Origin of the sequence: Neobacillus sp. B4I6 (assembly GCF_050434045.1) — a bacterium.
Taxonomy (GTDB): domain Bacteria; phylum Bacillota; class Bacilli; order Bacillales; family Cytobacillaceae; genus Neobacillus.
The window spans coordinates 4,799,353-4,814,158 of the sequence record NZ_JBNPWB010000002.1 but is presented as its reverse complement, the minus strand read 5'-3'; the positions used below and the strand labels follow the sequence as shown (position 1 = coordinate 4,814,158).

13 protein-coding genes and 1 riboswitch are annotated in these 14,806 nt (G+C 40.6%); of the genes, 12 read left to right on the top strand and 1 reads right to left on the bottom strand.

The features are described from left to right. Positions 1 to 136 precede the first annotated feature (136 nt). From QF028_RS25950 to QF028_RS25920, 7 genes are all read left to right on the top strand, one after another. On the top strand, positions 137 to 652 hold the full coding sequence (locus tag QF028_RS25950; RefSeq protein ID WP_251033448.1) for a sigma-70 family RNA polymerase sigma factor: 516 nt from the start codon (positions 137 to 139) through the stop codon (positions 650 to 652). Continuing rightward, the gene (locus tag QF028_RS25945; RefSeq protein ID WP_429470191.1) at positions 649 to 1,194 is read left to right on the top strand and encodes an anti-sigma factor family protein; all 546 of its coding nucleotides are present in this window, start codon (positions 649 to 651) and stop codon (positions 1,192 to 1,194) included. Before QF028_RS25950 ends, QF028_RS25945 begins: the two co-directional genes overlap by 4 nt. Further along, positions 1,191 to 2,270 carry a hypothetical protein gene (locus tag QF028_RS25940; RefSeq protein ID WP_429470190.1) on the top strand — a complete coding sequence of 360 codons (1,080 nt, stop codon included), beginning with the start codon at positions 1,191 to 1,193 and terminating at the stop codon, positions 2,268 to 2,270. The genes QF028_RS25945 and QF028_RS25940 overlap by 4 nt, the downstream gene beginning before the upstream one ends. Before the next feature lie 84 nt (positions 2,271 to 2,354). Next, entirely contained in the window at positions 2,355 to 3,278 is a 924-nt protein-coding gene (locus tag QF028_RS25935) for a hypothetical protein (RefSeq protein WP_429470188.1), read from the top strand. Positions 3,279 to 3,496: 218 nt separating this feature from the next. Further along, positions 3,497 to 4,438, top strand: a complete 942-nt coding sequence (locus QF028_RS25930; RefSeq protein WP_214714262.1) for a diacylglycerol kinase — start codon at positions 3,497 to 3,499, stop codon at positions 4,436 to 4,438. A 108-nt stretch (positions 4,439 to 4,546) separates the two neighbouring features. After that, positions 4,547 to 5,092, top strand: a complete 546-nt coding sequence (locus tag QF028_RS25925) for a cysteine hydrolase family protein (RefSeq protein WP_429470186.1) — start codon at positions 4,547 to 4,549, stop codon at positions 5,090 to 5,092. A 63-nt stretch (positions 5,093 to 5,155) separates the two neighbouring features. After that, a complete protein-coding gene (locus QF028_RS25920; RefSeq protein WP_429470184.1) occupies positions 5,156 to 6,619 on the top strand; it encodes a nicotinate phosphoribosyltransferase in 1,464 nt (487 codons plus the stop codon). Between the two features lie 219 nt (positions 6,620 to 6,838). On the opposite strand, the gene QF028_RS25915 is transcribed toward QF028_RS25920, so the two are convergent. Continuing rightward, on the bottom strand, positions 6,839 to 7,156 hold the full coding sequence (locus QF028_RS25915; RefSeq protein WP_429470182.1) for a hypothetical protein: 318 nt from the start codon (positions 7,154 to 7,156) through the stop codon (positions 6,839 to 6,841). A 190-nt stretch (positions 7,157 to 7,346) separates the two neighbouring features. Here QF028_RS25915 and rlmD point away from each other — a divergent pair, with 190 nt between their 5' ends. The 5 genes from rlmD to metE all read left to right on the top strand — a co-directional run bounded on the left by rlmD (position 7,347) and on the right by metE (position 14,689). After that, the gene (gene rlmD, locus QF028_RS25910) at positions 7,347 to 8,726 is read left to right on the top strand and encodes a 23S rRNA (uracil(1939)-C(5))-methyltransferase RlmD (RefSeq protein WP_429470180.1); all 1,380 of its coding nucleotides are present in this window, start codon (positions 7,347 to 7,349) and stop codon (positions 8,724 to 8,726) included. Between the two features lie 233 nt (positions 8,727 to 8,959). Next, complete coding sequence (locus QF028_RS25905) at positions 8,960 to 9,922, top strand: tRNA dihydrouridine synthase (protein WP_429470178.1); 963 nt, start codon at positions 8,960 to 8,962, stop codon at positions 9,920 to 9,922. A gap of 480 nt (positions 9,923 to 10,402) precedes the next feature. Further along, positions 10,403 to 10,732 (top strand): hypothetical protein, encoded by a 330-nt coding sequence (locus QF028_RS25900; protein WP_429470176.1) that lies wholly within the window; start codon positions 10,403 to 10,405, stop codon positions 10,730 to 10,732. 792 nt (positions 10,733 to 11,524) lie between these two features. Further along, positions 11,525 to 11,920, top strand: coding sequence for a VOC family protein (locus tag QF028_RS25895; protein ID WP_168241684.1), 396 nt, complete (start codon positions 11,525 to 11,527; stop codon positions 11,918 to 11,920). Positions 11,921 to 12,039: 119 nt separating this feature from the next. Further along, positions 12,040 to 12,220: riboswitch (cobalamin riboswitch) on the top strand. A gap of 177 nt (positions 12,221 to 12,397) precedes the next feature. Further along, positions 12,398 to 14,689, top strand: a complete 2,292-nt coding sequence (gene metE / locus QF028_RS25890) for a 5-methyltetrahydropteroyltriglutamate--homocysteine S-methyltransferase (protein ID WP_429470174.1) — start codon at positions 12,398 to 12,400, stop codon at positions 14,687 to 14,689. Positions 14,690 to 14,806 lie beyond the last annotated feature (117 nt).

The window sequence follows — 14,806 nt, the reverse complement described above, 5'->3', positions numbered from 1 at the left end:
TATGATAAAAAAGATTCGAAAAAATATTTTTTAAATTAGTGTAGGGTTTTTTCAATAACCTGTCGTCTATTAAAGTGAGTAACAACAAAGAAAGGGGGAGAGAACAATTACCGATACAGCCTTAATAGAAAATGTGTTGGAAGGCAATGATCACGCCTTTCGCCTTTTGGTTGAGAAGTACCGCAATGATGTGTTCCGGACCATCTTTGCTGTTCTTCGCGACCAAAAGGAAGCAGAAGACGCAGCACAGGAAGTATTTATGAAAATCTATACTTCTCTCCCCCAATACCAAAATCAAGGTTTCAAAACGTGGATGACGCGAATAGCTGTTAATCATGCGATAGATATCAAAAGAAAACAAGTGAGACGAAGAGAGGAAGTGGCGGAGGAACTCGAGCTGCAGTTAGTAGGGACACCGAAGGATAGTGTTGAAAAAGAGATAATGGAAATTGACCGAAGAAGGCTCGTCAGGAAGAAGCTTGATGAACTGCCCGAAAATTACCGTGATGTGATTTATGGATTTTACATAGCGGAAAAAAGCTATCAGCAAATGGCAGAAGAACAAAATGTACAGGTGAAAACGATTGAAACAAAGCTGTACCGGGCTCGCCATTGGATGAAAAAGAATTGGAAGGAGGACGATTTTTCATGAAGCATTACACTTATGATGAGTGGTTGCAATACGTTAATGACGAAATCAATGAGAATTCAAGGCAGGAATTAGAAGACCATTTATACTCGTGCGACCAATGTCTCAACCATTACTTAATGGCGATGGAAGCAAATGAATCATCGCTTCCAATTCTATCCGACATGAGCGAGTTTACCGATTCGGTCATGGCAGAGGTTTCGAAACAAAAAATCGTGGTGCCTGACACCGTTAGAAACCTTAACACTATGTTAATGGTTCCTTCGGTGCCTGACACCAAAAATGACACCAAAAATGATGCCAAAACCAAAATGAAGAAAAAACCTTTTTATCAGCAAGCGGCATTCCATTATCTTCTGGCTGCAGCGGCGACGATTCTGTTGACCTTCACGGGTGCTTTTCAGTCGCTCGCTACGTATGCGAATTCGTTAGAAAGCCCGCAACCACAGGTTCAGAAAAAGAAGCATTCGGTCACAGAGGGTGTTATTAATAAAACTTTTGCATGGATGGATTCACTAGAAAAAAAGGAGGCAGTTAAGAAATGAAAAATCCGACAAAAGCATTGACCTTATCCTTATTTCCAGGCCTTGGTCATATATATTTCGGCAACATGTTTCGCGGAGTACTTTATCTACTGACCGTAATGGGGTTGGCGTTCGTCACTGTTATTGGGTTAGTAACGAATAATGAGGAAGTTGGCATTGTTACTTTTATGTTAGGACTATTCATTTACCTAATCAGTTTTATCGACATGGGTGTGCAGGTTTCTAAACATAAAAAAGCGCAGAAGACAGCGAACCCAGATGAACCGCAGCCACAGGCTTCCCAAGATTCAGAACGCTTCTATACTATCGTTTTGTCATTTATTCCGGGCCTTGGGCACTTCCAAATTGGATTGATGAACAGGGGTTTAACACTTTTGGCAACGTTTTTGGGGCTTGGGGTCATGGTTACATTTGTAACTGCACTTTCCAACCGCGGCGAATTTATGGTCTTTATGGCAGCCCTGCCGATTATCTGGGTCTACGGATTCTTTGATGCGGTTCAACAGGTAAATAAAAAGCAGCGCGGTGAGGAGCTTGTCGACAGAACGATTTTTGAAGACTTTGAAATGCGCCGCGAGGACGGGAAAAAGAGTAAGTCGATTGCTACCTTTCTTTCAATCTTCCCAGGGGCAGGCCACCTCTACTTAGGCTTACAGCGCCGGGGAATCCAGTTAATGGCAGCATTTCTTTTTTCTATCTATATTTTAGATATCTTACGGCTTGGTATCTTCTTGTTCCTGATCCCAATCATTTGGTTTTACAGCTTTTTTGATGCGATGCAAAAGGTTTCAAAGTATGGGGAAGAAACGGTGGAGGATGTTCCGATTATTGCTTATTTCCTAAATCATCAGAAATGGGTCGGCATTGGACTTGTTATGATGGGACTCTACTATCTAATGATGAACGTCCTGCTTCCAGCTTTTTCACCGATGTTAAGCAGGCTAATTGATATCGATGTGATGTATTGGGTTCAAGGTTATTTTCAAACGGGACTTGTTTGTCTGCTGTTGATTGGCGGGGGAATTAAACTTCTATCTGGAAGTAAACAAAAGCAGGGGGCTGAGAAGCATGAGTAAGTGGGGAAAAACAATTGCAGGGGCAGCAATAATCGGATTCGGGATTGGGTTCCTTTTTAGAAAAAGAAAGGGAGGAGAAGAAGCATGAGAACTTGGCGTGTTGGGACGTTTTCGATGGGGGCCTCACTCGTTTTCCTTGGCCTCTTCCTCTTTTTTTCAAAGTTTTTGGGGTTAGACCTTGTACAAGTTATGACGGCTTGGTGGCCGCTTCTATTGGTTGTTATTGGAATTGAAATTCTCCTTTATTTGTTTTTGTCACGACAGGAAAAGCCGGTCTTAAAATATGATTTTCTTAGTATTTTCTTTGTAGGATTAATTGGAACTGCGGGAATTGCGTTTGCAATTTTAAGCACAACGGGGATTATGGGGAAGGTGGAAGAAGTGATGGCGAGGGAAGAGCGCTCGCTTGAACTGCCTGCTTTTTCCTACCAAATGGATGACAGCATCAAACGGGTGGTGGTCAGGACGGTGGGCCATCAGATGACGGTGGAGTCAACGGAGGAAAAGGAGGTATCATTGTTCGGTACATACCGGGTGCAAACAGCCAAAAAGGAGAAGTTACTCCAAAGTGCGGATGATGTGATTTCAGCAAACCAAAAGGGTGATACGCTCTATTTAAACATGAAGTCACTGCCAAACGAAATGAGTCCGTTTAATGCAGCAGCTGGGGAAGTAGCGGCGACACTTTTGGTTCCGAATCATGTGAAGCTTGAGGTGATTGGCAGTGATAATGCGTTAACCTTAAAGCCGCGCTCGCTTGTGAACGACTGGAGTATTGAAAGTGTCGCATCGGTCGTTGTCGATGTGGCCGCGGCTAGCAATTTGAAGGTTGCAGCAGTAGGTGCCCAAGAGGTAAGAGGGAAAGATGGCGACTGGAAGGTGTCAACGGAAAAGGATTTAAATGGCATCGACAATGGCAGGAAAAATGCAGTTTTTCAATCTGGTGAAGGAAAATACCATATCAATATTGCCAATGCCTATGATGTTAGTCTTACTACGAATAAATAAATATATAAACAAGTGATTAGGCATACATGGCTAAATCCACTTGTCTAGTTTTTTGCAAAAAAATAAAAAAACGTTATGATAGGAGTTGGATGTTTGAAGAAAAAATAGTTTATCGGCTTGATTATAAGTTTGTAAGCTAGGATAATAATTGGTAGAATATTGAATTGAGCAGATAACAAATGCCGATTGTTGATTTCAAAAATAGGATGATGAAAACGATGAAAAGAGCAAGACTGATTTACAATCCTACCTCAGGACGTGAAATTCTAAAGCGGAATCTTCCAGAAATTCTTCAAAAGCTTGAGATTGCTGGGTATGAAGCTTCATGCCACGCAACCACTGGTGCAGGCGATGCGACCGAAGCAGCACGCTTAGCTGTAGAGCGTCAGTATGATATCGTCATTGCAGCGGGTGGAGATGGTACGATTCATGAAGTGGTCAACGGACTTGCGGAACAAGATTACCGTCCTAAATTAGGGATCATTCCAGCAGGAACCACGAATGACTTTGCCCGAGCCCTCCACATCCCCAGAGATATTGGACCAGCTGTAGACATTATCACGAAGGGTGAATTGATTCCCGTCGATATTGGACGTATCAATGATCGATATTTTATTAATATTGCGGGCGGCGGAAGAATAACCGAGCTTACATATGAAGTTCCAAGCAAATTGAAAACGATGCTCGGCCAACTAGCCTACTACTTAAAAGGGATGGAAATGCTGCCTTCTATTAAACCTTCAGAAGTTTCGATTGAGTATGATGGGAAACTGTTTGAGGGTGAAGCGATGCTCTTTCTTGTCGGGCTGACAAACTCGATTGGCGGCTTTGAAAAGCTGGCACCGGATTCTTCTATTAACGATGGACTCTTTTCATTATTAATATTGAAAAAGACGAATCTTGCTGAATTTATCCGGATTGCGACGTTGGCTCTTCGCGGTGAGCATGTAAATGATCCAAATGTCATCTACACTCAGGCCAACCGGATTAAAGTCCAGGCAGTAGATAAAGTCCAGTTGAATTTGGATGGGGAGTTTGGCGGCTTGCTTCCAGCCGAATTTGAAAACTTGTACCGTCATTTAGAGGTGTTTGTTCCTCTTGACGATATTCGCCCGAATGATCGCCCGACAGATTGGGAATCGGGGAAAAGATATAGCTAAGTGAAAAGTTCGTTCCAATCGGAGCGGGCTTTTTTTACAGGTGAAAAAGGGAATTGTGTAATAGTCCTAGAATAATGTCTGTAATGAAATGAGAAGGGGTGTTGTGAATTGAAGGCGTTAATAAATATCGATTATACCTATGATTTTGTGGCGGTTGATGGGGCGTTAACATGCGGTGAGCCAGGACAAAAAATCGAAGGAAGGATGGTTGAACTGACAAAAGAGTTTGTTACGAATGGTGATTATGTTGTATTTGCCATTGATGTCCATGATCAGGGTGACCAATACCATCCAGAAACGAAATTGTTTCCGCCGCATAACCTTCGCGGGACGTCAGGAAGAGACTTGTTTGGTGCGCTGAAGGAAGTGTTTGAAATGAATGAACAACGTGAGAATGTTACCTTTATGGATAAAACAAGATACTCTGCTTTCGCGGGAACAGACCTTGAAACCAAATTACGAGAGCGCGGAATTACAGAAGTTCATTTGGTCGGTGTCTGCACCGATATTTGTGTTCTTCATACAGCAGTAGATGCTTACAATAAAGGATTTAAGATTGTGGTATATAAGGATGCCGTGGCTTCTTTTAATCAGGCGGGTCATGAATGGGCCCTCGGACATTTTGAACAATCTCTTGGAGCAATAGTTAAATAGACTTTCGAGGGTAATATTGGTTATAATGAGGAAAAGCTGAAATAGTATTTCGGAGGTCTGATTATGAAACACTTTTATCACGATGATAGTTTAACTCTGCATACCGATCTATATCAGATCAATATGGTAGAAACGTATTGGAGAGATGGGATACATAATAAAAGCGCGGTCTTCGAACTATTTTTCCGCAAGCTTCCGTTCGGGAACGGCTATGCAGTATTCGCTGGATTGGAGAAGGTAATCCAGTTTATTCAAGGCTTCCGCTTTAGTGAGGAAGACCTCGAGTATTTGCAAAATGAAGTAGGTTACAAGGAAGATTTTATCCAATATCTTAGAGAAATTCGTTTCACCGGAACAATCTGTGCGATGAAAGAAGGCGAGCTTGTTTTTGGCAATGAACCGATCTTACGTGTGGAGGCTCCGCTTTGTGAAGCCCAATTGATTGAAACGGCGCTGCTTAACATTGTGAACTATCAAACATTAATTGCTACGAAGGCATCCCGCATTAAGCAAGTCGTGGGTGATGAAGTGGCGATGGAATTTGGGACAAGACGGGCCCAGGAAATGGATGCAGCGATTTGGGGAACAAGAGCAGCCTATCTCGCCGGTTTTGAATCAACTAGCAATGTAAGAGCGGGTAAGCTGTTTGGTATTCCAGTATCTGGAACACATGCCCATTCGATGGTCCAAGCTTATAAGGATGAATATACGGCTTTCATCAAATATGCCGAAACACACAAAGATTGTGTCTTTTTGGTTGATACATATGATACACTCCGCCTCGGTGTTCCTAATGCGATCAAAGTAGCGAAAGAGTTAGGCGATAAGATTAATTTTATCGGAATTCGTCTTGATAGCGGCGACCTTGCTTACCTTTCAAAGGAAGCGCGCAAAATGCTCGATGAGGCAGGATTCACCAATGCAAAGATAGTTGCCTCAAGTGATTTAGATGAATATACAATAATGAGCTTGAAATCACAAGGCGCCAAAATCGACAGCTGGGGAGTTGGCACAAAGCTGATTACAGCTTACGACCAAGCTGCACTGGGTGCGGTTTATAAAATTGTGTCTATTGAGGACGAAACCGGAAAAATGGAAGATACGATCAAGATCTCATCCAATCCGGAAAAGGTTACAACCCCAGGATTGAAGAGGGTTTATCGAATCATCAATAATACAAACCACCATGCTGAAGGTGATTATATTGCGTTAGCGGACGAAAAGCTGCCTGAAAAACGGCTGCGGATGTTCCATCCAACCCACACGTATTTGAATAAGGTGGTTACCAACTTTACAGCAAAAGAATTACATGAAGAAATCTTTTCTAAAGGCGAGCTTGTTTATGAAATGCCTTGCTTGGAAGAATCCCGTGATTATTTGAAGCAAAACCTTGATGCACTTTGGGGCGAGTATCAGCGGATTACGAATCCAGAAGGTTATCCAGTTGACTTGAGTCAAAAATGCTGGGATAACAAGATGAGGAATATTGAAGAGGTTAAGGACAAGGTAGAGGCAATGAAAAGGTAACGATCATGCGTTCTTTTGATAAAAAAGGGCAGACTTAAGGGGTTTTATTTCCCTTTTGAGTCTGCCCTTCGTTTATTTTTGTTTAAAGAAATCGACAAAGGCATGGAAAATTTCGATACCCTGGTAGGTAAGCATACTTGCGGCTGATACTGAAAAGAAGCCAATGATTACAAAGCGGATCCACATATTAATTTCCTCCCTTATTATGGTGTTAGCTTATTATTCGGGAGGGTGGATCACATAGTTTGATTGATGAAAGATGGGAATGAGAAAAATAAAGCTTTTGTGAAAACTTATAAACAAATAAATGAGTGGAGTTAGTGCTGCTGAAAGGATGGTCGTAAGGATAAAGTGAGTTTGTATCACAACGGGCAGCTTTTTTTCATCACCCCATTGATCTTTCACTTTGCCATCATCTACGTTGATGATTGCTTTGATATCAGGATGAGAGTGTGAAAGTGAATATGAAAAGTGGCTAAAGGTGAAAGTAAGGAAGGCAAGGAGTAACGGAATGGAAAGGTTTTTTAGCATCTTCATCAATATCCTCTCCTTCCTTATAATGAGATTGTTTTAATCATATACACTTTTATTATATTTGGAAACAAAAATATTCTGACAATTTTCGTAGTCTTATTGAAAAAAAGGCTTTTGTCCGTTAACAGGTTTCGCAATCAGTCATGCTTTGTGTTACAATCTTAGCAGTCAAAACGAGCAAAGGAAGAAACGTATGAGCAGAATAGTACCAGTTAATAAAAATGATTACATAGATGTAGTTTTTGAAGATTTAACCCATGACGGAGCGGGTGTGGCCAAGGTTGATGGGTACCCGTTATTTGTCCCGAACGGACTGCCGGGCGAAAAGGCAAAAGTGAAGGTGATTAAGACAGGCAAAGGGTACGGCTTTGGGCGATTGGTCGAGCTTTATGAAAAAAGTCCGTTCCGAGTCGATATTGAGAGCGGTGATATCCAAAAATATGGTGGCTGCCAGCTCGAGCACATCAGCTATGAAGGTCAGCTGAAATATAAAGAAAACCAGGTCCGTCAGGTGCTCACACGGATCGGTAAACTGGAGGATGTTGTTGTTCATCCGATTCTGGGGATGGATCACCCCTTGCATTACCGCAACAAAGCCCAGGTGCCTGTTGGAGAGAAGGACGGCAAATTGATTGCTGGCTTTTTTAAACCTCGGAGCCATGAAATTGTTGATACGAATGAGAGTGTCATTCAATTGCCTGAAATTAATGACGCGGTCCAGACGGTAAAGGAAATATGCAGCGAGCTAGGGATTCGTGCGTATCACGAGGAATCTCATAAAGGTGTACTCAGACACATTATGGCTCGTTATGGTCAGCAGACGGGAGAGCTCATGGTAGTACTTATCACGAGGACGGCGGATCTTCCTCAGCAAAATATGCTGGTAGAGCAAATTGTTGCGAGGCTGCCAAAGGTAAAGTCAATCGTCCATAATGTCAATTCCAAGCGCACAAACGTCATCATGGGGGAAAAAACGAGCGTTTTGTGGGGGAATGAAGTCATCTATGACTATATTGGGGATGTGAAATTTGCCATTTCCGCACTGTCCTTTTACCAAGTAAACCCTGTTCAAACAAAAGTGTTATATGATAAGGCGCTTGAATATGCGGGCCTTGTTGGCGAAGAAAGTGTGATTGATGCTTACTGCGGAATCGGAACGATTTCTCTATTTTTAGCACAAAAAGCACGGAAGGTATTCGGCGTAGAAGTTGTACCAGAGGCAATAGAGGATGCTAAGCGGAATGCAACGTTAAATGAGATGACGAATACAGAGTTTGCTGCAGGGGAAGCGGAGGTTGTTATACCGAAGTGGTATAAGGAAGGTAATGTCGCTGATGTCTTGGTTGTTGACCCGCCGCGCAAAGGCTGTGACGAGGCCTTGCTGCAGACCATTATTGAGATGAAACCGAAAAAGGTCGTTTATGTATCCTGTAATCCTGCTACCCTAGCGAGGGATTTACGGATATTGGAAGACGGAGGATACAAAACGGTCGAAGTGCAGCCGGTTGATATGTTTCCGATGACGACGCACGTGGAGTGTGTGTCGCAACTCATTTTAAAAGAAGGCAACTAACCCATTTGGGTGTTGCCTTTTTACGTTTCTTGTAACGGATTAACAAAACTGTATTGAATATGAACAATGCCATCGTGATTACAAGTGGTTTTCTCAACCAGAGAATGGAGTAATTGTGTTTGATAAGAAGTTATTAAGCATGATATAAGTATAAAAGAAGTGGAACATTTGGCTTTATATTTTTTGACCGAGAGTTTGAAGTTGTATCCATAGTGAGAGGATTTGAGTTTGAAATGATAGATAATTTTTGGCGTGATTTACCACGACCATTTTTTGTACTTGCACCAATGGAAGATGTGACAGATGTTGTTTTTCGTCACGTAGTAAGTGAAGCCGGTCGACCGGATGTATTTTTCACAGAGTTTACAAACTCGGATAGCTATTGTCATCCAGAGGGCATGAAAAGTGTGCGTGGCCGTTTGATTTTTACAGAAGATGAACAGCCAATGGTGGCACATATTTGGGGGGATAATCCCGAATATTTCCGTCAAATGAGTATTGGCATGGCAGATCTAGGATTTAAAGGCATCGATATTAATATGGGCTGCCCTGTACCGAATGTGGCATCGAGAGGGAAGGGTAGTGGCCTTATTCTGCGTCCAGACGTTGCGGCAGAACTTATTCAAGCAGCAAAAGCGGGCGGACTGCCTGTCAGCGTGAAAACACGACTTGGCAATAAGGATGTAAATGAGTGGGAGGAGTGGCTAACTCATATTTTAAAACAGGATATTGCGAACCTTTCTATTCATTTACGTACAAGAAAGGAAATGAGCCAAGTAGATGCGCATTGGGAGCTAATTCCGGAAATCAAAAAATTACGTGACCGTATCGCACCAAATACGCTACTAACAATCAATGGAGACATTCCTGACCGTCAAACTGGGCTGCTGCTTGCTGAACAATATGGTATCGATGGCGTTATGATCGGGCGAGGTATTTTTAAAAATCCTTTTGCTTTTGAAAAAGAGCCAAAAGAGCATAGCAGTAAAGAATACCTTGATCTTTTAAGACTGCAGCTTGATCTTCAAGATCAATATGCGGAAGTACTGCCACGTTCAATCACAGGGCTTCATCGCTTTTTCAAAATTTATGTCAAAGGATTCCGTGGAGCTGGTGAATTAAGAAATCAATTGATGAACACAAAATCAACAGATGAAGTGCGTGCATTGCTTGATAACTTTGGAAAAGAATGTTGATGGGACGCGGACAGTGAAATGATGTAACTCTCAAAAAGTTAGAGAAAAAATGAATCACATCAACTCATGTGTACTTATTTTATTCAGTTTCAAGTTCCGTTACAGCCGGCAACTTTTGTTTTGATAAAGTCTGTTTTCTGAAAGAAAAAGGTCTTAAAAATGTAATAAACCCACCAGCACCCTTGTGTTGCCACATATACTCAATACATGTGGAGTGTGTGGCGCAACTCATATTAAAAGAAGGCAACTAGCCCTTTGGGTGTTGCCTTTTAAAGGTACTTTAATGATTTACTATTATGTTCACATAATTGTAGAAAAGCTTTTGAAAAGACTAAATTTATATGAATTCTAATGTGATATTATTTTATCTGAAGGAGGTATCAAAATGGATAGGTAAACCATGTAGGCATATTATCATTATAAGTTTCCTAAGACTAATTATTTCTGGTAAGTAAATTTATATCTGAAGGAGGATAATTAATGGGTCACGATATATCAGGATACAATAAAGCAGGAAAAGAAATTGCTTATGCTCGTTTTAGCATGGGGAATTTTAATGCTACCATACTGTATAATTTACTTGATGCAAATAATTACTATGCAGGAGTTAGTGGATCAGGCGACAGTTCTATCTTCTCGATACAACAAATTGAAAAGGCTATGAATGTCTACATGCAATTTTACAAAAATGGTAATTCTCTGTCAGAAAGTGATTTCTTAACTTGGGATCAAAAACAAATCCTGAATTTTATACAGAATTGTTTAGCAACAGCAAAAATAGAAGGGAGTGTAAGAGTGTATTTTGGCTAATGTTTTAGAACTATTTGCTAAATTCTTCAATTTTGCTGCGTATCCATATAACTCTATAGTAGCAATTACCTTCATATGTAACAATTTGCAATCCATCTCCAGATAATCTTATGAATTTCTTTTATCCCCTAAAAAACACATTTATTATCTTATCGACAAAACCAATCCATGTATCCTATTTAATATTACTAATCTTCCTCTGTCGTTGGTCGTCTAATTAAAAAGATAAGAGAGATTCGTTTTAAAGTAGTATTTGAATGTCCTGGCTGTCCATGTGAGCAAGTTACTTTATAGGAATAAGCATATGGACTAGAAAAAAATCGTAAAGATCATTGCCATGATTCGGTGGGACTTTTTTCGAAATCCTGATGCTTTCTTGTGGCGTAAGTACCCAGCAAACAAAGTGACCAAAAGAAAGATAAAGGATGTATAACCCAGCAACATCTTGATATGACCAAAACCAATGACAGGTCCTATTTTAAAAAGATTAATCCAAGAGTGCCCGATAATAAGAAGGGTGGACGTTATGTATCAGTCGTAGATCGTGCAATAAATGGCAAGAATATCAAACAGGAACTAATAAGTAAAATTATTTCATTTTTATAAAAATTGAATATATTCCAACAATTATCCTATAATAAAGAGGAAATATATTAGGCTTTGGCTCAAATTGAAAAGTTGGCTTCATCCTTAGTTTTGCTATCATAAGATGAAGCATCATAACTTCAAGATATACATAAGTGCTAACTTGCTAGAAGCGAATATAATTACTTTTTTAATTAGGAGGCAATCATGGGAAGATTAGTTCATTTCGAAATTCATGTCAATGACATGGAACGGGCAAAGAAGTTTTATGGAGAGGTATTCGGATGGTCATTTCAAGATTGGAGTGAGTATGCAGGAATGCCTTACTTTGGAGCAGTGACTGGCGAAGAGAATGAACCTGGGATCAATGGTGCTTTGATGCAGCGGCAAAGTGCTCCACCGGAAGCAAACCAAGCTTTGAATGCATTTGCTTGTACAATGGGAGTGGAAAATTACGATGTAACGGAAGCTATAATTATTGAGAATGGCGGCAAGGTCGCAATGGCCAAATATGCCCTGCCTGGAATGGCGTGGCAAGGATACTATATTGATACCGAAGGTAATATATTCGGAATTCATCAACCCGATGCGAATGCAAAATAGAACCCATGATATGTGATATCAGAGATTGCTAAGGTGAGCGAGAGAACTCTCATCATGCTGACTACTTTTCAGAAAATTATGTACTTCAAATTATTAATATGCTATAGTTAGTGAAAATTACATATCGTGTAAGAATTGGTGCCAAGCTAAGGCTTGGCTTAATAGGGAAGAACGGTGTAATTCCGTCGCTGTCCCGCAACTGTAAATCGGAGTGAATCACAAATACCACTGTCAAATGATGGGAAGGTGTGAGGAGCCATGATGATAAGCCAGGAGACCTGCCAATTTCCAGTACACACCAAATACCTACGTGGAAATAGGTGGTGACATTCATTTGTACGACAAACGAGTTATGAGTAGCTATGTTTATTCTTGTTTTTTAGCAAAACTTAAACTTGATTGTAGAGCCATTTCCATTTTGTGGAGATGGCTTTTTTGTATTTGGGAATTTGTAATCTAAAAAAGGAGGAATGAAAAATGAATTTAGTAAGTACTGCTATTGGATACCCGTACATTGGTGATAATCGGGAGTGGAAACGTTGTGTAGAATCTTTTTGGAAGGGTGCGTTATCAGAGGAGCAATTTATTTTAGAGATGAAAACGACTCGCTTGAATAATTTGAAGCGCCAGCAATCATTAGGCTTAGAGTTACTAACAGTTGGGGATTTTACCATTTATGACCGTATGCTTGACCATGCGGCAATGTTTGGATTGATTCCAAATCGTTATAAGTGGACAGGTGATGAAGTAGATCTTACCACGTATTACGAAATGGCCCGTGGGGCAAGCCATGTTGTGGCTTGTGAGATGACAAAGTGGTTTAATACCAACTATCACTACATCGTGCCCGAGTATGAAGGCAAGTCATTACAATTAACCAAGAACTACATTTTAGATTATTTTGTAGAAGCCAAAGAGGAATTAGGTCTTATTACAAAGCCTACAATGATCGGTCCTTTTACTTTTGTTAGCTTAGCCAAAGGATACGATGCCAAATCGAAAGCATTGTTTATTTTGAAACTTTTACCGCTATATGCACAAGTATTCCAGCAGCTTGTAGATGCTGGGGCACAGTGGATTCAAGTGGAAGAACCAGCACTAACCCTTTCACTAACAGCAGATGATGTAAAACTAGTGCAAGAAATTTACAAACAGTTAGCAGAAGAAGTACCGGCTGCACAAATCATGTTACAAACCTATTTTGAAGGACTATCAGCGTATGAAGAGCTGTCTCAATTACCTGTTGAAGGGATTGGTCTTGATTTCATACATGGTGCCGAAGAGAATATGGCTTCACTTCGAAAACACGGGTTCCCACAGGATAAAGTATTAGGAATTGGTATAGTAAATGGACGGGATATTTGGCGGGCAAATTTGGCTGAAAAAGCATTCAATATAAAAGCTGTTTTATTATTAAGCGGTGTAAAAGAAGCTTGGATTCAGTCTTCATGTAGTTTACAGCATGTACCTGTGACGACGAAGGCAGAAACAAAGCTGGATGCCATACTGACAAATGCTTTGTCATTTGCCGATGAGAAAATAATTGAGTTATCACATATCGCATCTTACGTACGTGACGAGGCTTGGACAGGAAATAAGAGCGTGTCACAAAGTATGATAGCAACTGAAGCATTAGCCCAGCATAAGGCAAGGAAAAATGCACGTGTGAAAGAGCTAGTATTACAAGTAACACAAGAGCATTTTGCACGTTCAATGACGTTTAAAGAACGCCAGCCTTTGCAGAAAAAGGCATTAGATTTACCAGATTATCCAACCACAACGATTGGCAGCTTCCCTCAGTCAGATCAAGTAAAACGGACACGTACAGCATGGCGTAAAAAGGAAATTACAGACGCTGAGTATGCATCGTTTCTAAAAAGTGAAACAGCCCGTTGGATTCAAATTCAAGAAGAAATAGGACTGGATGTTTTAGTTCATGGTGAATTTGAGCGGACGGATATGGTTGAGTACTTTGGAGAAAAGCTAGAAGGTTTTGCCTTTACAGAAAAAGCATGGGTTGTATCCTATGGTTCACGTTGTGTCAAACCACCAATTATTTATGGTGACGTCGAGTGGACAGCCCCAATGACCGTGAAGGAAGTAGAAGCGGCACAGCAATTAACGTCTAAGTATGTGAAAGGGATGTTAACAGGTCCTATCACAATCTTAAATTGGTCTTTTGTCCGCGATGATATTTCACGTGAACAAGTAGCCAACCAACTAGCCTTAGCACTAAGAGAAGAGATTGCATCGTTAGAAGATGCAGGCATTGCCATAATTCAAGTGGATGAACCGGCATTACGTGAAGGATTGCCATTACGCAAAGAAAAATGGGCTGATTATTTAGCATGGGGGGTAAATGCATTTAAGTTAGCAACTTCTAGTGTGAAGAATGAAACACAAATCCATACACATATGTGCTATTGCGAGTTTAATGACTTTATTGAGCCGATTCGTGCCCTTGACGCAGATGTGATTTCAATCGAAACGTCTAGAAGTCATGGGGAGTTGATTCAATCTCTTAAAAAAAATCCATATGAACTTGGTATTGGTTTAGGAGTGTATGATATTCATAGTCCACGTGTACCAAGTCTAGAAGAAATCAATGCGATTTTAAACGATAGTTTAGAAATTATTTCAAAAGAACAGTTCTGGGTGAATCCAGATTGTGGTTTAAAAACACGTCATGAAGAAGAAACCATTGCATCGCTAAAAAATATGGTGTCAGCCGCTCGGAAGCTACGCCAACAGCAACAACAAACTGTTTAAATCTAATCTTAACAATAAAATTAAGTGCCTTTTCCATTTTTGGAAAGGCTCTTTGGTTTGTTTAATTAACTGAACATCACCACCTAGGTATATGTGCATAAAATGATTAGTGCACGA